We start from the raw sequence: 18,202 nt of genomic DNA, 5'->3' as shown, positions 1-18,202 counted from the left end.
ACTCATAAGCTTCATCAATGTTTATGTTCATTAAAATCTTTTCCGCAATGTGGGCATTTAATTTTTCTTCTTTCGCTTTGTTCTCTAATTTGTTCTGCAAATCCCGATGCCAAAATACCTGTTGGCAAAGCAAAAAATGATACACCCAAAATAGCAATAATACCTCCTAAGACTTTGCCCAATGGAGTTATAGGTTTTAAATCTCCATAACCAGCCGTTGTCATGTTATTGACGCCCCACCACATCGCTTCTGGAATACTACTAAATGCTTCTGGTTGAGCAGGATGTTCTACATAATACACTAAACTTGATGAAATAATGAGCGTAAAAATGATAAAAACCATACTCAAAACTAATTCTTCTTGTTTGTCTTTTATCACCCGTTGAATGACGATTAGGGCATGAAAATACTTACTTACTCTGAACAAACGCAACATTCTGAGTAAACGAAGAATCCGAATAAATCCTAAATCTTTAGTGAAATAAGACGCAAAAAAAGGTAAGATTGCGAGTAAATCAATAAGTCCCCAAACAGAAAAAACGAATTTTAAACGACCTTTAATAGGGTGTTTGTATTTGTCATTTTCTACACACGACCAAATTCTAAGTAAATATTCAATACCAAAAACAGACACTGAAAAAATCTCAAACTCATGAAAAAAACGCTCGTATTTTTCTCTGATTGATGGAACAGTATGCAAAATGATAGAAATGGTATTGAAGAAAATAACAAGCGTCAAGAAAAGATTAATCACGAAACTAATTCCGCTTTTTCGTCGGATAGAAATTTCAAGAATGTTGTGTACACGTTTTCTGAGTGAAGTCATATAATCAGCTTTTGTACAAAAATAGGGAATTATGTGTGCTGATTTTAACTGAATGGGTAATTTTATGCTATCTCATATATTGATAAATTTATGACGGAAGATGTTTAATTAATTTTAGCCCAAAATTAATTAAGTGGTCAAAATCATTATCAGTTGTATGGAGTTCTAAGTCGAAATATAAGGCAGTGGTAGCAATCCATAAATCATTTTTACCCATATTTCGGGCTGAGACACCGAGTGGAAGTGGATTCCCTTGTAGTCTTCCTTGACTATAAGCATCGGTTTGGGCGTAGATTTCAGTAAGTTCTTCGGTTATTTCAACTAATGGAAATAAATTAAAGAGATTATTCATAAAAAGCACCTTTTGTATTCCCCAATCAGACTTTAGTGCAAATGCTTTCAATTCTCCAACGACGGGCATTGGGATAATAATTCTTGAGGGTAGATTCTGTGATTTACGAATATGTTTTATGATTAGATTTGTATCAAATATCATGTTCTTTAGTATCTTCAATTAAGGTTGTAGTCATTCTTTTGTTTTCTTCATCAGTGAACCCAAGTACAGGTATAATAATTTCTTCTTTTGAACAAACGGTGTCTAAAAACCTCTCAACACCCCAACGTTTTATGTCTTCGGGACGATAGCTATTGGTCTTTCCTTTTTGTAAAAGAGGAATGATATTTTGCTGGTATGTTGTGTTTGTCATGGTTGATTATTTTGATACAAATATAGGGGAATTATTTACGAAAAATTTACATTTGAGAGCGGTATTTTAGTTTTTCATTTCATCTAAAATGTAAATAAGTAAATCGTATCATACCCATAAAAAATACAAGACTTGCCATAAAAATTAAGACGAACCATGAATATTCATTGCTTAATTTTTTCTGTATTTCAGCATTGTTTTCTTCTAATTCAGTCAAAGAAATAGTGTTTAAAATCCTTGTTACTGGATTAAGAATAAGTGGTATTGAAATCAAGGCAATAATCAATTGAAAAATAAATGGAATTGTATTATATAGCTTTAAAATCTTTGCAATCATCATTAAGATTCCGACAATAGGCATGAAAAACATACCAAAAGAAAGTACACGAGACAGATTTTTTTTGACTGCATCAAAATGTTCATTTGAAGTAGTCAAAATATGATTATTAATTAAACTGGCATAATATGCTCTTTTTAAAATATACTTAAACAACTTTCTCATTGATTAATAATAATTATTTCTATACCAAATTACAAAAAATGCCCTACAGAACAATCCGTAGGGCATTTTTACATTTCATGAAAATCAAATTCCTACATATTCAATCCAGGAAAATAAGCGTTTGCCCCTAATTCCTCTTCGATACGAAGTAATTGATTGTATTTTGCCATACGGTCTGAACGTGAAGCCGAACCAGTTTTGATTTGACCTGTGTTCAATGCTACTGCTAAGTCAGCAATGGTAGCATCTTCAGTTTCACCTGAACGGTGAGACATGATGTTTTTGTATGAATTACGTTTCGCTAAGTTGATTGTGTCGATTGTTTCAGTTAAAGAACCAATTTGGTTTACTTTTACCAATACAGCGTTTGCCACACCTTGCTCGATACCCATTTGTAAACGTTTTACGTTAGTTACAAACAAGTCATCACCAACTAATTGACACTTACCGCCAATTAATTTAGTTTGCTCTTTCCAACCTGCCCAGTCATCTTCAGCCATACCGTCTTCGATAGAGATGATTGGATATTTGTCAGCCCAAGTTTTCCAATAAGCAGCCATTTCCATGTTGTTCAATTGCTTGCCATCAGATTTCTTGAAGGTATAAAGACCAGTTTTTTCGTCATAGAATTCAGAAGCAGCAGCATCCATAGCGATGAAAATTTCTTCACCTGGTTTGTAACCTGCTTTTTCGATTGATTGTAAAACGATTTCGATAGCCTCTTCGTTAGACTTGATGTTTGGTGCAAAACCACCTTCATCACCTACGTTAGTTGAATATCCTTTTGATTTCAATACGCCTTTCAAAGCATGGAAAACCTCAGTACCCATACGCAAAGCGTGCGAGAATGATTCAGCTTTCGCTGGCATTACCATAAATTCTTGGAAGTCGATTGAGTTATCAGCATGAGAACCACCATTCAAGATGTTCATCATTGGTACAGGTAAAGTGTTAGCATTAACACCACCGATGTAACGATATAATGATAAACCTGATTCTTGTGCTGCTGCTTTAGCTACTGCCAAAGAAACACCCAAAATAGCGTTTGCTCCTAATTTGCTTTTGTTTGGAGTTCCGTCCAATTCAATCATCAAACGGTCAATCATGTTTTGTTCAGAAACTTCTAAACCCCACAATTCTTGAGCGATGGTAGTGTTTACGTTTTCAACGGCTTTCAAAACGCCTTTACCCACGTAAGTGCTTTTGTCTTCGTCACGTAATTCAACTGCTTCGTGAATACCTGTTGACGCTCCTGAAGGCACTGCGGCACGTCCAAAAGCACCGTCTTCGGTACGAATATCTACTTCTACAGTTGGATTACCACGTGAATCCAAAATTTGTCTTGCGTGTACATACTGAATTGCACTCATTTTTCTTAGATTTTGTTTTTGATTATAAATTATTAGCCGAAGACTTTACGCATTGGGCAATAGGCTTTTACAGTATATTGGGATAACTTTATATGCTTTCAAAAAAACATATTGCCTAAAGCGTACAGCATATTGCTCATAGCTTAGAAATTCTAAACAAAATTAATTCTTTTTTCAAGATTGTTTGTACTTTTCTAATAGTTTCATGTCATAATTGTTTTAATCCCCTTAAAAATGAAAAATAATATTTGTTCAATCATATTTTTTGCAATAGTATATTTTGTAAATACGTCAATTGGCTTCTCACAAGTTTTGTCAGTTGAGGAATTTGAGAAAAAATATGCTGAAACACCAACCGCTCAGTTGGTAGATGTACGCACAACGGGTGAATACGGTGGCGGGCATTTACCCAAAGCTCAGAATATTGATTATCGTAGTGCAGATTTTACCCAGAAGATTCAAACATTAGATAAATCAAAACCAGTTTTTGTGTATTGTTTGGCAGGCGGGCGTAGTGCTGAGGCTGCCAATATTTTTAAGCAAAATGGTTTTACGCAAGTTTACGATTTAGGCGGAGGATATTTGAAATGGACAACCAAAATGAAACCTGTTGAGGGCGTAAAACCTGTGGAAAAATCAAATGCTTTGTCAAAAGAATATGTGGATAAACTCTTGAAAGACAATAAAATAGTTGTGTTAGATTTTTATGCTACTTGGTGTGGTCCTTGTATCAAAATGATGCCCACTGTTGATAAATTAAAAGCAGAGTTGGAAGGTAAAGTTGTCTTTGAAAAAGTAGATTCAGATGCCAATAAAGCGTTGATTGCTGAATACAAAATTGATGAAATCCCTACGTTTTTGATTTATAAAAATGGTAAATTGACGATGCGTGCAGTAGGTTTCCAGACTGAAAAAGGATTCAGAGAAATGATTGGAGAGTAACTTGAATTTTGTCATTGCGAGGCACGAAGCAATCTGTATGAGTGATGAAAAAAAAAGGAAAAATCTTTGCCTGTAAACTGTCAGAAACCTCCTCAATGGCAAAATTTGCCTAATTTAACAAACAAAACCACTAATGAAATGCCCAAAATATATTGGATAAGCAATCTCAGAGTATTTGCAACCTTAATCGTTATTTTGCTTCATACGGCGAGTAATGGCGTTTATCACTTTGGGAAAATGCCCGTAGATACTTGGTGGATTTGCAATATTATCAATACGTTTGGGCGTTTTGCTGTGCCTGTTTTTGTGATGTTGTCGGGGTATTTGCTTTTAGACCGTTATGATGATTTGGGTGCATTTCTTTCAAAACGTTTTAGTAGAATTTTCGTTCCTTTCTTGGTTTGGCTTTTCATTTACATGATTCACGGTACTTTTAAAGGCATAAAAGCGGAACAAGTAAATTGGTTATCAGCCGATTGGCTTGTGAGAATTTTGACGAATAATGCCAGTGGCTCTGGGCAATTATGGTTTGTGTATATGCTTTTGGGTTTGTATTTGTTTACACCAATTTTGAGCCGTTGGTTTGTGGCTGCTCCCAAAAATGAGGTTTTATTTTTCTTAGGAATGTGGTTTGTTGCCAATTCTTGTTTTTTAGTTTTGGAAAAAACGATGAACATAAAACCTTATTTTGATTTTCGATATTTTACAGGTTTTGCAGGATATTTTGTTTTGGGAGCTTACTTGAAAAAATACCCAATTTTGCCTTCTGCTCAAACGTTGTTATTAGCTATTGCTTTATTTCTGATTGGTTGGATTTCTACGATGTTTACCGTTGAATTTTTCTCGAAACAAGCAGGCAAATACATAGATTTATTGGGCTATCATAGTCCTTTGGTAGTAATGATGAGTTTTGGAATTGTCTTATTTTTTCAACAAATATTTAATAAACCATTTGCCGAAAAAGCTATTGGAGAAATTGATGCGAGTAGCTACGGAGTTTTCTTATTTCACTGGTTGGTGATGAAAATTCTTTCGAGAGATTTTAAGATAAATTTTGCGATGTATAAAAATCCAATTCCGGGAATGTTACTTCATTTTATTCTTACGGCAGTTATTTGTATTGTCGTGATTGGAATTATTAGAAGATTGCCGAAAGGACATTGGATTACGGGGTAGATATGGAGTTTATGAGTTAAGAGTTTATGAGTTAAGAGTTTATGAGTTAAGAGTTTATGAGTTAAAGGTTTATGAGTTAAGAGTTTATGAGTTAAGAGTTTATGAGTTAAGAGTTTATGAGTTAAGAGTTTATGAGTTAAGAGTTTATGAGTAAAGAGTTTATGAGTTAAAGGTTTATGAGTTAAAGGTTTATGAGAAAACGTATCTCATCACTCATAAACTTTTAAACTCATAAACTCTAACTAAAAATGTTCATAACCCGGGGCAGTAATATTCACTAAATTCCCTGATTTCATCATCATTTTTGCGTCAGTAACATCATTTGTAATATAGCCAATGATGCTAACATCATTCATATTCTTGATTTTTTCGTAATCTTCTTGTTTCACCGTGAAGAGTAATTCATAGTCTTCTCCGCCATTTAAAGCTGCCGTCATTGGACTGAAATTTAGCTCAGTAGCCGTTAAATAGGTTTGGTCTTCAATCGGAATTTTGTCTTCAAAAATGACTGCTCCAACGCCCGAGTTTTTACAAATATGCAAAAGTTCAGCCGCCAATCCGTCTGAAACATCAATCATCGAAGTTGGTACAACGCCCAAATCACGTAATTCATACACAACGTCCATGCGAGCTTGCGGTTTCAACTGACGCTCAATCACATAATCTCTATCTTTATCAATTTGTGGTTGCATATCAGGATTCGCCAAGAATACCTGTTTCTCCCGTTCAAGTGTTTGTAAACCCATTAAAGCCGCTCCGAAATCTCCCGAAACACAAACAATATCATTTACTTTTGCCGTATTTCTGTAAACGATTTTTTCCTTTTCTGCAAATCCCAAAGCCGTTATTGAAATGACCAATCCAGAGCGAGAAGCGGAGGTATCTCCACCTACTAAATCCACTTTATATTCATCGCAAGCGGCTTTTATCCCTTCATATAATTCCTCAACTGCCTCTACTGAAATCCGATTACTCAAACCTAAACTAACCGTAATTTGTTTTGGAATGGCATTCATTGCCGCAATGTCAGAAACATTAACTGCCACAGATTTGTATCCTAAAAGTTTGATAGGGCAGTAGGATAAATCAAAATGGATTCCTTCAATCAATAAATCAGTTGAAACGACTAATTCTTTTCCCGCCGAATCAATTACGGCAGCATCATCGCCAATGCCTTTAAGCGTTTCTGGATTATTTATGGGAAATTTCTCGTTGATTAACTTTATTAATCCGAATTCGCCAAGAGTGCTTAGTTCTGTTCTTTGTTCCATGCTACAAAGATAATAAGTTTAGGTGTTAGGTGTTAGATGTTGGGTGTTAGATTCAGGCTTTTAATTATTAGAATGTCTAAAGTTCCAATCCCTAAATTCCAACTCCTAACCCCTAAAAACGAAAAAAGCCGTCCTTTTCAGAACGGCTTTCGAAATTATTTATATTTGGTTTACGGATTCACTAATTGTAAATTCACGGTTGTATTACCTGCTTTGAGGTCTGGTTGTGCTGACTCTAATGTTACAGCAGTTGCAGTTACTGTTGAAGTAATATTATATACGATTGTTCCAGAGGTTCCTGTTGGTGGAGCTCCAGCGGTATTTTTTAAACCTGATAGTGTTAAAACTTTGTCACTACCTGATAATGCCCAAGTACCAGAGAAAGTTGAACCATCTCTTGCTGTTAAGCTGGCAGTACCCGAACCATTAGCGATAGTCCCTAAGGTAAGTTTATAATTACTGTAACCTCCTTCAATATTAGAAGTACCTCCTTTTTGATAGACTTGAGTTCCGTTTTGTTTAGCAATGCTAACCGTCCAAGTTTTATTAGCTAAATTTTCAGCAGCGGTAGGTTCAGTAGTAGAAGTTTTACCACAGCTTAAAACCAATATAAAGGCAAATAGTATAGGTAAGTAAAGAAATATTTTTCTCATAATGATTGTAAGATTTTAATTTTGAAGGTTAAAAATGATAAATTAATTTGAAACGAGCAAATCTAATAAAAAAAATGACGCTTTAAAAGTATGGATAATGTATTTAAAGTGTTGATTTTTAGTATTTTATGTTTAAATGGTAATAAATTGAAAGAATATACGAAATCACAATTAGCTTTAAGAAATGGGCAAGACCGAGACGAAATTTGGGTTGCCTTCCAAGGACAAATTTATGATGTTACAAAGTCTCGCCTTTGGAAAAATGGCAAACATTATGAACATTGGGCTGGGCAAGACCTCACCGAAGAACTTGCCGATGCACCTCATTCAGAAACTGTTTTTGCCAAGTTTGAAATCGTTGGGAAATTACTTTAACCTTTAGACTTCCAATTTTCGTAAAAGTTTATTTCCTATTGATAAAGACTACTTTAACCTGTGAAAAGGTTGCATTACTTTATAAGAATTTCTAAGATAAAACCATGAAACTAATCGCCGAAAGTGGCTCAACTAAAACCGATTGGCGTACAATTACTGCCGACGGACAAATTTCTCAATATAAAACGGTTGGGTTTAATCCTTATTACCAAACGGCGGAGAATATTGCCGAAGAATTACGTGCAAATCTTTTACCAAATTTACCCAATACAAATATTGACGAAGTATTTTATTACGGAACGGGTATTACTAACGATGAAAAAGCGGAGGTGATTCGTCAGGCAATTGGAATGGTCTTTAATGATGTCAAAACGATTGAAGCTCATTCGGATATGCTTGCTGCTGCCCGTGCTTTGTGTGGACGTGAGGCAGGTATTGCGTGTATTTTGGGTACGGGTTCAAATTCTTGTTTTTATGATGGTGATAAAATTACCTTTCAAGTGCCACCACTTGGCTTTTGGTTGGGCGATGAAGGTTCTGGAGGATATTTGGGTAAACAGCTTATTTTGAGTTATTTGCATGAAGAATTGCCCGAAGATTTACGAGCTAAATTTGATAAGCGTTTTGGAGTAAAAGAACGTCTTGAAATTATAGAAAATGCTTATCAGAAACCATTTCCTAATCGGTATTTTGCTTCGTTTTCTAAGTTTTTATTTGATAATCGTCAACATCCTTTTGTGTACCAATTGGTGAGTAATGCTTTTGGCTTGTTTTTTGAAAAATATCTATTAAAATATCCCGATTTTTCGAAATATAAAATCCATTTTACGGGTTCGGTAGCGTTTTATTATTCGGATATTCTAAGAAGAGTTGCGGTTGAAAAAGGCTGTACCATTGGGGTAATTATGGAAAGTCCAATTGCGGGGTTAACTTTATTTTATAAATAATTTATTGATTTATTTTGTGAAATAAATGTATTTTTCAGTGCTGAATCATGCTTTTTAGCGTTATGGTATTAACTTGTGTAAGTGCTGGCTTTATAGGCTATTTAAGGTACAAAACACTTCCCAATTTTGACTTTTTAAATAAATTTATTGACAAAACCATGCTAACTTACGATAGAAACATTGGAACAAAACAAAAGGCTTTACGCATAAATCTTGACCGTCGTATTTACGGTTCATTTGCCGAAATTGGGGCAGGACAAGATGTAGCTGCTAACTTTTTTAAGTCGGGAGGAGCGTCTGGAACTATCGCTAAAACTATTTCAGCCTATGACATGGCATTTTCGGATGCTATTTATGGAGAAGAGGCATCTGGAAGATATGTGGTAGAGGCACGTTTGATGAAAATGCTCAATCGTGAGTACAAATTACTTAATGTTCGCTTGACCGAAATGGCATCAGAGCGGACATTTTTTGCTTTTGCGGATACCGTTTCTGCTCTAAATTATCAGAAAACAAATGACCCGCACGGTTGGATTGGTTTACGTTTTCAACTTGAACCCAATGGTCAGCCAAATGATGTGGTTATTCACGTTAGAATGAAGGATAATGATAATGTCCTTCAACAACAAGCTCTTGGTATTATCGGTGTGAATTTGATGTTTGGCTGTTTTTATTATCACGAACAACCAGAAATTTTACTTCAATCGCTGATGGATGACCTTTCGTCTGACCGTATTGAAATTGACATGATTCGTTTTAGTGGCCCTGATTTTAAGGAAGTTGATGACCGTGTGATGTCATTACATTTAGTGAAAAATGGGTTTACCAATGCCGCACTTTTTGGACCAGACGGAAACGTGATGCAGCCTTCTGAAGCATTTTACAAAAAGCATATTGTGGCAGTGCGTGGGCGTTTCAGACCTGTAACGAATGTGTCTTTGGATATGATTAAAAAAGGTTTGAAGCAATTTGAAAGCGAACCCGACGTTGACGATGATAAAGTGGTTTTGTTGGCAGAATTAACATTGAAAAACCTTCAAGCTGGTAATGAGCAAATCAATGAAAAAGACTTTTTGGATAGAGTTGATATTTTGTGTTCGTTGGGACAAACAGTATTGATTTCAAATTTCCATGAATATTATCGTTTGGTTCAGTATTTGGCAGGATTCACGAAAGTAAGAATGGGCTTAATTTTAGGAATGCCAAATTTGGATTACATTTTTGAAGAAAAGCACTATACGAATATTTCAGGCGGGATTTTGGCAGCTTTTTCAACACTTTTTGCTCCCAAAATTAAATTGTATTTGCACCCAACAATGAATGAAAAGGGAGAAATTGTGACAACGAAAGAATTTATTCCGCCAACGCATTTGAAAGGACTTTTTCAGTATTTACAGGATAACGACAAATTTGCTGATATTAAAGATTATAATCAGAATCTTTTGAGCATAAAAACCGATAATGTTTTAGCCCAAATTCAGTCGGGAGAAGAAGGTTGGGAAGAATTAGTACCACCAACGGTTGTAAAATTAGTGAAAGAAAACTGTTTATTTGGTTATCCTTGCGAGGTTACGCCAGTTTAAAATTAAAACGTTGTCAGCGTTCAAAACGCTGACAACGTTAAAAATACTTTCCATTAACCCATCACCCCTTAACCGCCCTAACCACCTCTCGTTTTCCCCACATTCCTTGGTGTTTCTCAACAATAAAACCTGCCGCCTGCATAGCCTTTCTAACTACCGTTTTTGAACAATAAGTGGTTAAAAAACCGCCTTTTTGCATCACAGAAGCCACTTTTGCAAATGTTTCTTCTGTCCAAAGTTCTGGTTGAGACGATGGGGCAAAAGCGTCATAATAAACTACATCAAAAAGTTTATTAGATGAAAAATTCTGTAAAGTTGTCTTGATTTTTGTTAAGTAGAAATTGGAGTTTATTTCCACTTCTTCTTCCCATTTTGCTTCGTGAAGATTTTTTAATATTTGCGTGTGCAATTCATCTTGATAATTCAAAAGTTGCACATCATCATTTGAAATTGGGAAGGGTTCAAGTGTGGTATAATGAAGTTTTAAATCGTGTTTTTGAGCTTCTAAAACACTTACCAAAGCATTTAAGCCTGTACCAAAGCCTATTTCTAAAACATTTATCTCTTTGATTTCTTGGGCTTTAGCTAATAATCCTAAGTCAATGTAAACTAATTGAGTTTCAGCCATTGCACCACGAACAGAATGGTAAAATTGCCCAAATTCAGAGCTATACAACGTGGTAAAACCATCGTCCGTAATTCTTAATCTTTCCATAATAGACTTCTGCGAAAGTGTTTTATGATTGAAAAATGGTATATTTTCGAGTGAAAATAGCGGGGATTTTGAAAGCATAGCAGAGAAATGGGGGGATGCCCAATCTTGAAAAAATTTCGCTATTTGTAGCCGAAAAGATGTTGTTTTACGACTTAAAACACCTTCGCAGGAAGTCTAATAAATAAGGGGATGTTTTTTAGGATTTAGTTGTCAAGCAAAATATCTAAGCAATTTAACTAAATCCTAAAACCCAGCCCCTAACCCCTGTTATAACATTCCAACGAAATTGTCGAACAAATAACGTGAATCGTGTGGCCCCGGAGATGCTTCTGGGTGGTGTTGTACCGAGAATGCAGGCTTGTCAGTTCTACGTAAACCTTCAACCGTTTGGTCGTTTAAGTTTATGTGTGTCAACTCTACGTTTGAAGCTGCTTTTAATTCTTCCATTTTCACAGCAAAACCATGATTTTGAGAAGTAATTTCAGACAATCCAGTAACTAAATTTTTCACTGGGTGATTCAAACCACGGTGTCCGTTTTTCATTTTATAGGTTGAAAGTCCAGACGCTTGTGCCAAAATTTGGTGTCCTAAACAAATACCAAACGTTGGGTTATTTCCATCAACAATTTGTTTAACCGTTTCAACAGCGTAAGGCATTACCGCAGGGTCGCCAGGGCCATTAGAAACAAAGTAACCATCTGGGTTCCAAGCTTTCATTTCTTCAAAAGAAGTCTTAGCAGGGAATACTTTTAAATAACAACCTCTATCCGTTAAGTTGCTCAAAATGCTTTTCTTAACTCCTAAATCTAAAACTGCTACTTTCTTTTCAGCATCTGGATTTCCCAAGAAATAAGTTTCTTGCGTACATACTTGCGAAGACAATTCTAAACCTTCCATTGGCGGAACTTTTGCCAATTCTTTCTTCAATTCTTCTACGTCTAAAATTTCAGAAGAAATAATGCAATTCATTACACCTGCTTCACGGATATGACGTACAATTTGACGAGTATCAACGCCTGAAATACCTACGATTCCAGCTTTTTCAAAATAATTTTGAAGAGAATCGTCGGCAGTTTTACGAGAATGGATAGGAGAAAATTCATTACAAACCATTCCTGAAATTTTCACAGAAGAAGATTCTGCTTCCAAATCTTCAACAACGCCATAATTCCCGATGTGAGAAGTAGTATTGACAACAACTTGACCAAAATAAGAAGGGTCAGTATAAATTTCCTGATAACCCGTCATACCTGTATTGAAGCAAATTTCTCCGCCGTGTGTTCCGATTTTGCCGAGGGCATTTCCTTTAAAAACTGTACCGTCTTCCAACAACAAAATAGCTGGTTGGCTTTGTGTTACTTTCATTTATCCTTGCTTTTTATGTAAGTAATAGGTTTTGGGTTTTAGGTTTTGGGTTTTAGAACAATAGTTACAAGTGATTTTGCTTATTTTATTGCCTTCTACCTTCTACCTTCTACCTCATACCTCTAAAAAAAGGAGGTCAATGAATTTGACCTCCTAAAATATTATTAAAAACGAGAAAGCGACCTTCTGAGAAGGGAAATCTTCGGTCTTTTTCCAGTTTTTGTACATTTCTAATTTTTTAATTTTTAATTAACACTGCAAAGATAGGGGATAAATGATTTTTTGACAAATTATTTCGACAAACAAAAAACCTTGCTCAGAATCCGAGCAAGGTTTAAGTAATCAAGCATTTATATAAAATTTTACTGAGTCAACAAGGTTGCTCTGATAACTTTTTTGTCAATTTTACCAACAGAAGTCTTCGGAATGGCAACGGCAAACTCTACTGAACTCGGAATTGTCCAAGCCGTAATGGTTTTGTCATCTACATAGCGTTGCATAAAAGCTTTTAGGTCGTCTTTTGTTAAACTTTTCCCTTCTTTCAGAACAATCATTGCGTGCGGGCGTTCTCCCCATTTGGCATCTGGAATCCCCACAATAGCAACTTCTTGTATGGCTTCGTGTTGTCCAATGATATTTTCTAAATCAATTGAACTTACCCATTCGCCTCCTGATTTGATAACGTCTTTTATTCTATCGGTAATTTTCAGTGAATTATTTTCATTCATTGTTGCCACATCACCTGTATGTAGCCAACCATCAAACCATAATTCTTCTGATTTTTGAGGTTCATTATAATAGCCTTGTGTTAACCAAGGAGTTCTGGCAGTTACTTCTCCGATGGTTTCTCCGTCTTTCGGAGCTACTTTACCTTCATCATCTAACAGACGTAAATCTACAAACATGGCAGGTGTACCCGAACGTGTACGTGCTTCCACTTGAAAATCAACATCGGGATTTATTTTGTCTTTCGGACTCACATAAACAGTTGATAAAATTGGACAAGTTTCAGACATTCCATAACCTGTAATTACATCAACTCCTCTTAATATTGCCGCTTTTGCCAGAGCTTTCGGTAAAGCTGAACCTCCAATGACCACTTTCCATTTAGAAAGGTCAATATTTTGAGTAGCAGGGTGCGAGACAAACATTTGCAAGATAGTCGGAACACAATGCGAGAAAGTCGGTTTTTCTTTAACAAAACACTTTAAAACCGTTTCGGGGTCAAATTTACCAATATAAACTTGTTTTGTATTACATAATGTTGCCACGTATGGAAAACCCCATGCGTGAACATGAAACATGGGGGTTAGTGGCATATAAACATCAGAATTGTTAAATCTACAAGCCCCGTCGATAGCACTAAAAGTTAGTCCAACCGAAAGCGTATGCAAAACTAATTGACGATGCGTAAAATATACTCCTTTTGGGTTTCCAGTTGTACCCGTTGTATAAAAGGTTGTAGCAACGGCATCTTCATCAAAATCCTCAAAATCATATTCATCAGATGCTTCTGCTAAAAGCTCTTCATATTCACCAATAATTGGTAGTAAAGGACTTTTTGAATATTCACCTCCATCAGCACAAACGATGATACTTTTTACCGTTTTCATTTCTTTTGCCAACGATTCTAATAAAGGCAAAAAGTCTGAATGACAAATAATTACAACATCTTCAGCATGATTAATGGTATAAAGAATTTGAACAGGAGATAAACGCCAATTGATAGTATGAAGCACATTGCCTGTCATGGGAACGCCAAAAAAGGCTTCCAAATATCGGTGAGAATCGTAATCTAAAACAGCAATCGTTTGTCCGCCATCTAAGCCTAATTTTTTAAAAACATTAGCTTGCTTTCTTACCCGACGATTTAGTTCAAAATAGTTATATCTTACTTGGTCTTTATAAACAATTTCATTTTCTGGCTCTAACATTACAGAATATGCCAAAATACTTTTAATAAGTAATGGATACTTAAATGCGTTGCTTGCTGATGGTAATCTACGAATATTCATAGAATTGTTATAAAAAATATAAAATGATTAATAGTTTTCAAAGATAATACATCAAAAGTAATATTAGATGCTTAATGCTTCGATATTTTTCAATTGTTTGACCCTCACAAGCATATTTTTATTAAGTTCAGACAACCCTTTTTAGTAGAAAACCGTCTATGAAATAACTAATCTTAGTAATGAAAAAATAGTAAACATGTTAAGTGGCTTTATATCAATGACTTATACTTTTTTGGTTTTTTTTAGTTAAATATATTATCATAAAAAAGAACTGACCGTTTAAAAACTTTGAACACTTTTGTATGGTTTATAGCCGTTCTTATCTTAAATTTACTTGTCATTTGATAAAGTTTTGATTTGGTCAAAATCATTCTGGCAAAATCAATTATTATTGTAATAGTTACGCTGAGTATTTTGGCATCAATCTTAACCTAAAAATTCTTATCCAAATATTATTAATTATGAACAACCTTACTCATAAGATTTTTTTAGTCCTTTTATTCGTTGCAACGTCTGTATCTGTATGGGCGAAAGGAAACGAAACTCCGACTTCTAAAAAAACAACTTCGGTAGCAATTCCTCCTGCAGCACCAGCTGTTGCATACTTAGGTGTGGACAGATGTGGTTATCAAGCGGCTGGAGATGCCAGAATGTCTGCTATTCTTCAAGCAAAAGGTTGTGGCAATGGATTTATCCAATGGTATGACTCGAATGGAGCTAATCTTGGAAGAAATCTACCAAGTTCAGATTTAAAATATTTAGATGTTACAAATGACATGGTTGTTTCTGCCACTTGTACTGAATTTGGAGAAGAAAGCCCACGTTCACAAAGTCTTTTCATTAGATATTTGGCAGCTCCAAGTGCTCAACCATTCATTGCTCAAGATAAAGCTACTGTTTGTGATGGTGAGACGATAACTTTAAAATCAAGTGTAACAGATTCAAAATATATCTATTCATGGGAGAGAGGTATTTCTCAAACTACCTATGGATATTTAATTGATGAGTCAACCAAAGGACAAGGTTCTCCAGAATTAAAAGTTACCAAATCTGGATATTATTTCCTTTCTGTGACATCTCCTGACTGTCCGAGTGTTCGTGTGTATGCACAAGGACAAGTTTATGCAGAGTTCTTCTCAGTACCAAAACCGAAAGTTACGGCAAGTGATAGTACATTTTGTGAGGATAAATCAATTTCTTTGAAATCAGATTCAACACAATTTGTAACTAAATACGAATGGTATGTAAATGGTACTAAACAAGATAGCTTAGGTTCAAAAAGTTTTATAAAATTCTTCAATAAAACGGCTAAAATTCAAGCATTAGCTATTGGAACAAGATTGAGTTGTAAATCACCTTTGTCAGATGTTGTTTCTGTAAGAGCGTTAAGAGTTCCTGCAAAACCTGTAATTACTCCTTCTAAAACTGGAGCTGCTATTTGCCAAGGTGATACGCTTTCTTTAACATCAAGTTTAGGATTTAAGTATAAGTGGAGTAACGGTGCCATTACACCAAGTATCAGAAATATCTCAGCCGTTGGCAAATACGCTGTGCAAGTAATAGATACAAGTGGTTGTGTTTCTAAGCCTTCTGATACAACAACGATTACTGTTTTCAAATTGCCTGCAAAACCTGTTATTTCTGCTGATGGTCCAATCGCATTTTGTAGTGGTGGAAGTGTTAATTTAACATCAACTCCTAACACAACTTATATTTGGAGTACCAAAGCAACAACACGTGCAATTAACGTGAATACTTCGGGAGACTTTACTGTTGCAGTTAGAGACGTAAATAACTGTCTTTCTCCAACTTCAGACATTGTAAAAGTTACCGTTTATGCTTTGCCTGCAAAACCGACAATTACAGCAAGTGGACCACTTTCATTCTGTGCTGACCAAAGTGTTGTTTTAACTTCTTCTGATTTAATAAACGGAGAAAAAACTCGTTACCGTTGGAGTACAACAGACTCAACAAAATCTTTAACAGTTAAGACTTCTGCAACATTTACAGTTCGTGTGCTTGACCCTCGCAACTGTTTGTCGCCAGCGTCAGACCCTATTTCTACGATTGCATTACCATTGCCTCCAGCTCCAACAGTTACAGCAGATGGCCCATTGGTATTCTGTGCGAGAAGTAATGCTGACTATACAAAACCTAATAGCGTTAATCTAATTGCAACAAGTCAAAATGTGGTAACTTGGAGTACAGGTTTAGTAGCTAAAACATTAACATTAACAGCAATCGGTGCAGACGGTAAATTTATAGATATTTCAAGAGAATATACAGCTACTGCAAAAGATGCAACAACAGGTTGTATTTCTTCAAAATCAGTTCCTTTGGTAATTGTTGTGAAAAATAACCCAGATGTTTCGGCTTCAAGTATTGATAAAGATGGTACGTTTACGTTGAAAGCGGTGAACTTTCCAGACGGAACAGATTATGAATGGAAATATGGTACAGAAGTATTGAAATTTACAGAAGGTGTTATCAAAGCAAATCGTTATGGAGATTATACAGCTCGTAGAAAAACAGTTTTCACAGTACCAGCTCCAACTAATACATTAGCTTGTTTCTCTGATTTTGTAAAACCATTTAATTTCAAAGAAGACCCAGATTTCAAAGGTTTATCAATTTATCCAAACCCAAGTAATGGTTTGTTAACGATTGAAACTTTAGCAGATTATGAGAATCCAGAAATTATTATTTATGACCTTTTAGGAAGATTAATCTATACAGGAACTGTTCCTTCTATTAAAGGTAAATTAATTGTTGATTTAAGAAACCAACCAGAAGGTGAATATATGCTTCGTTTTAAAGCATCAGGTTTTGATTTAGCAAAACGTATTATCATTAATAGATAATCATTCTTCTTAGAATAAAATTACAAAAGCCTTCTTTAAGCAATTAGAGAAGGCTTTTTGTTTGTTAATTTATTAGACTTCTTGCGAAAGTGTTTTATGATTGAAAAATGATATATTTTCGAGTGAAAATAGCGAGAATTTTGAAAGCATAGCAGAGCTACGGTTGAAAAATTTTCGCTATTTGTAGCCGAAAAGATATTGTTTTACGACTTAAAACACTTTCGCAAGAAGTCTATTATAGAATAATGTTCCTGCAAAAACCGTAAAACTACCCTAAAATGAATTAAATATTTATGATACCTTTGAAGCGTTTTAAACAATTTAACCATACATACCCAAAATGAAAAAATTACTATTAAGTATCGCATTGCTAATTTTTATTAGCGTTTCGGCTTCGGCTCAACAACAGTTTGTTTGGAATTATTATAAGGTAGCGTTGACTTTGCATGATGATTTTAAAGTAACTAAAAATACAGACGAAGAGTTTAGAGCAGAAGGTGATGGAATGGAAGTTTATGTAGATGTTTGGGAAGAAAATATTGCCGTTGAAGACATGGATGAAGCGGTTGCTAAATATGCTTTGAACATGAAAATGACAGAAGTTGATGCTGCTCACGAAGTACATATTAATGGTTTGGACGGCTTTTATGTAGAAGGATTTAAAGACGGAGATAGAATTATGTTAGCAGGCTTAATTGTGCCAAATTCGCATACCAATATTGTAGTAGAAATTAACTTCGATGACAAAGATACTACTGCTGAAAAAGATGCTTTGGCAATATTAAATAGCATAAAGAAATTAAGATAATCATAATCTGAAATGATTTTAAAAGGCTTAGAATATTAATTCCGAGCCTTTTTTTGTTATTTTCGTGAAAGAGATTTTTATAAAT

Annotated in this window: 17 protein-coding genes; 7 read left to right on the top strand and 10 right to left on the bottom strand. The window is 35.0% G+C overall.

The window, feature by feature from the left end:
• Positions 1–14: 14 nt before the first annotated feature.
• From LV89_RS05925 to eno, 5 genes are all read right to left on the bottom strand, one after another.
• On the bottom strand, positions 15–827 hold the full coding sequence (locus LV89_RS05925; protein ID WP_109741953.1) for an ion transporter: 813 nt from the start codon (positions 825–827) through the stop codon (positions 15–17).
• Positions 828–915: 88 nt separating this feature from the next.
• Positions 916–1,323, bottom strand: coding sequence for a PIN domain-containing protein (locus LV89_RS05920; protein ID WP_109741952.1), 408 nt, complete (start codon positions 1,321–1,323; stop codon positions 916–918).
• Positions 1,313–1,534 carry a hypothetical protein gene (locus LV89_RS05915; RefSeq protein ID WP_109741951.1) on the bottom strand — a complete coding sequence of 74 codons (222 nt, stop codon included), beginning with the start codon at positions 1,532–1,534 and terminating at the stop codon, positions 1,313–1,315. The genes LV89_RS05920 and LV89_RS05915 overlap by 11 nt, the downstream gene beginning before the upstream one ends.
• Positions 1,535–1,613: 79 nt before the next feature.
• Entirely contained in the window at positions 1,614–2,036 is a 423-nt protein-coding gene (locus tag LV89_RS05910; protein WP_109741950.1) for a hypothetical protein, read from the bottom strand.
• A gap of 92 nt (positions 2,037–2,128) precedes the next feature.
• Positions 2,129–3,406: a phosphopyruvate hydratase gene (gene eno / locus LV89_RS05905; RefSeq protein WP_109741949.1), complete on the bottom strand. Its 1,278-nt coding sequence runs from the start codon at positions 3,404–3,406 to the stop codon at positions 2,129–2,131.
• Between the two features lie 234 nt (positions 3,407–3,640).
• Between eno and LV89_RS05900 the strand changes: the two genes are divergently transcribed.
• Positions 3,641–4,348, top strand: coding sequence for a thioredoxin domain-containing protein (locus LV89_RS05900; protein WP_109741948.1), 708 nt, complete (start codon positions 3,641–3,643; stop codon positions 4,346–4,348).
• 138 nt (positions 4,349–4,486) lie between these two features.
• Positions 4,487–5,524, top strand: a complete 1,038-nt coding sequence (locus LV89_RS05895) for an acyltransferase (RefSeq protein ID WP_146199093.1) — start codon at positions 4,487–4,489, stop codon at positions 5,522–5,524.
• Between the two features lie 242 nt (positions 5,525–5,766).
• On the opposite strand, the gene thiL is transcribed toward LV89_RS05895, so the two are convergent.
• Both thiL and LV89_RS05885 read right to left on the bottom strand, forming a co-directional pair.
• Positions 5,767–6,795, bottom strand: coding sequence for a thiamine-phosphate kinase (gene thiL, locus LV89_RS05890; protein ID WP_109741946.1), 1,029 nt, complete (start codon positions 6,793–6,795; stop codon positions 5,767–5,769).
• Positions 6,796–6,965: 170 nt separating this feature from the next.
• Entirely contained in the window at positions 6,966–7,448 is a 483-nt protein-coding gene (locus LV89_RS05885) for a hypothetical protein (protein ID WP_109741945.1), read from the bottom strand.
• A 147-nt stretch (positions 7,449–7,595) separates the two neighbouring features.
• On the opposite strand from LV89_RS05885, the gene LV89_RS05880 reads away from it, so the two are divergent.
• The 3 genes from LV89_RS05880 to LV89_RS05870 all read left to right on the top strand — a co-directional run bounded on the left by LV89_RS05880 (position 7,596) and on the right by LV89_RS05870 (position 10,353).
• Positions 7,596–7,823, top strand: coding sequence for a cytochrome b5 domain-containing protein (locus tag LV89_RS05880; RefSeq protein ID WP_211321167.1), 228 nt, complete (start codon positions 7,596–7,598; stop codon positions 7,821–7,823).
• 104 nt (positions 7,824–7,927) lie between these two features.
• Positions 7,928–8,770 (top strand): N-acetylglucosamine kinase, encoded by an 843-nt coding sequence (locus LV89_RS05875; protein ID WP_109741943.1) that lies wholly within the window; start codon positions 7,928–7,930, stop codon positions 8,768–8,770.
• 158 nt (positions 8,771–8,928) lie between these two features.
• Positions 8,929–10,353, top strand: coding sequence for a nicotinate-nucleotide adenylyltransferase (locus tag LV89_RS05870; RefSeq protein WP_109742164.1), 1,425 nt, complete (start codon positions 8,929–8,931; stop codon positions 10,351–10,353).
• 61 nt (positions 10,354–10,414) lie between these two features.
• Here LV89_RS05870 and mnmC2 read toward each other — a convergent pair whose 3' ends face one another.
• From mnmC2 to LV89_RS05855, 3 genes are all read right to left on the bottom strand, one after another.
• Complete coding sequence (gene mnmC2, locus LV89_RS05865) at positions 10,415–11,146, bottom strand: tRNA (5-methylaminomethyl-2-thiouridine)(34)-methyltransferase MnmC2 (protein ID WP_211321158.1); 732 nt, start codon at positions 11,144–11,146, stop codon at positions 10,415–10,417.
• Positions 11,147–11,335: 189 nt separating this feature from the next.
• Positions 11,336–12,433 (bottom strand): glutamine-hydrolyzing carbamoyl-phosphate synthase small subunit, encoded by a 1,098-nt coding sequence (gene carA / locus LV89_RS05860; protein WP_109741941.1) that lies wholly within the window; start codon positions 12,431–12,433, stop codon positions 11,336–11,338.
• 362 nt (positions 12,434–12,795) lie between these two features.
• Complete coding sequence (locus LV89_RS05855) at positions 12,796–14,448, bottom strand: fatty acid--CoA ligase (protein WP_109741940.1); 1,653 nt, start codon at positions 14,446–14,448, stop codon at positions 12,796–12,798.
• Between the two features lie 461 nt (positions 14,449–14,909).
• Here LV89_RS05855 and LV89_RS05850 point away from each other — a divergent pair, with 461 nt between their 5' ends.
• Complete coding sequence (locus LV89_RS05850; protein ID WP_109741939.1) at positions 14,910–17,309, top strand: T9SS type A sorting domain-containing protein; 2,400 nt, start codon at positions 14,910–14,912, stop codon at positions 17,307–17,309.
• 340 nt (positions 17,310–17,649) lie between these two features.
• Complete coding sequence (locus LV89_RS05845; protein ID WP_109741938.1) at positions 17,650–18,117, top strand: hypothetical protein; 468 nt, start codon at positions 17,650–17,652, stop codon at positions 18,115–18,117.
• Positions 18,118–18,202: the final 85 nt, after the last annotated feature.

Source organism: Arcicella aurantiaca (assembly GCF_003148625.1).
Lineage (GTDB): Bacteria > Bacteroidota > Bacteroidia > Cytophagales > Spirosomataceae > Arcicella > Arcicella aurantiaca.
This window is presented reverse-complemented; position numbering and strand designations above follow the sequence as displayed.

What these genes read in the sequence shown, in the direction of transcription:
- LV89_RS05925 (WP_109741953.1), bottom strand. Translation starts at nt 827, where the DNA reads ATGACTTCACTCAGAAAACGTGTACACAACATTCTTGAAATTTCTATC.
- LV89_RS05920 (WP_109741952.1), bottom strand. Translation starts at nt 1,323, where the DNA reads ATGATATTTGATACAAATCTAATCATAAAACATATTCGTAAATCACAG.
- LV89_RS05915 (WP_109741951.1), bottom strand. Translation starts at nt 1,534, where the DNA reads ATGACAAACACAACATACCAGCAAAATATCATTCCTCTTTTACAAAAA.
- LV89_RS05910 (WP_109741950.1), bottom strand. Translation starts at nt 2,036, where the DNA reads ATGAGAAAGTTGTTTAAGTATATTTTAAAAAGAGCATATTATGCCAGT.
- eno (WP_109741949.1), bottom strand. Translation starts at nt 3,406, where the DNA reads ATGAGTGCAATTCAGTATGTACACGCAAGACAAATTTTGGATTCACGT.
- LV89_RS05900 (WP_109741948.1), top strand. Translation starts at nt 3,641, where the DNA reads ATGAAAAATAATATTTGTTCAATCATATTTTTTGCAATAGTATATTTT.
- LV89_RS05895 (WP_146199093.1), top strand. Translation starts at nt 4,487, where the DNA reads ATGCCCAAAATATATTGGATAAGCAATCTCAGAGTATTTGCAACCTTA.
- thiL (WP_109741946.1), bottom strand. Translation starts at nt 6,795, where the DNA reads ATGGAACAAAGAACAGAACTAAGCACTCTTGGCGAATTCGGATTAATA.
- LV89_RS05885 (WP_109741945.1), bottom strand. Translation starts at nt 7,448, where the DNA reads ATGAGAAAAATATTTCTTTACTTACCTATACTATTTGCCTTTATATTG.
- LV89_RS05875 (WP_109741943.1), top strand. Translation starts at nt 7,928, where the DNA reads ATGAAACTAATCGCCGAAAGTGGCTCAACTAAAACCGATTGGCGTACA.
- LV89_RS05870 (WP_109742164.1), top strand. Translation starts at nt 8,929, where the DNA reads ATGCTAACTTACGATAGAAACATTGGAACAAAACAAAAGGCTTTACGC.
- mnmC2 (WP_211321158.1), bottom strand. Translation starts at nt 11,146, where the DNA reads ATGCTTTCAAAATCCCCGCTATTTTCACTCGAAAATATACCATTTTTC.
- carA (WP_109741941.1), bottom strand. Translation starts at nt 12,433, where the DNA reads ATGAAAGTAACACAAAGCCAACCAGCTATTTTGTTGTTGGAAGACGGT.
- LV89_RS05855 (WP_109741940.1), bottom strand. Translation starts at nt 14,448, where the DNA reads ATGAATATTCGTAGATTACCATCAGCAAGCAACGCATTTAAGTATCCA.
- LV89_RS05850 (WP_109741939.1), top strand. Translation starts at nt 14,910, where the DNA reads ATGAACAACCTTACTCATAAGATTTTTTTAGTCCTTTTATTCGTTGCA.
- LV89_RS05845 (WP_109741938.1), top strand. Translation starts at nt 17,650, where the DNA reads ATGAAAAAATTACTATTAAGTATCGCATTGCTAATTTTTATTAGCGTT.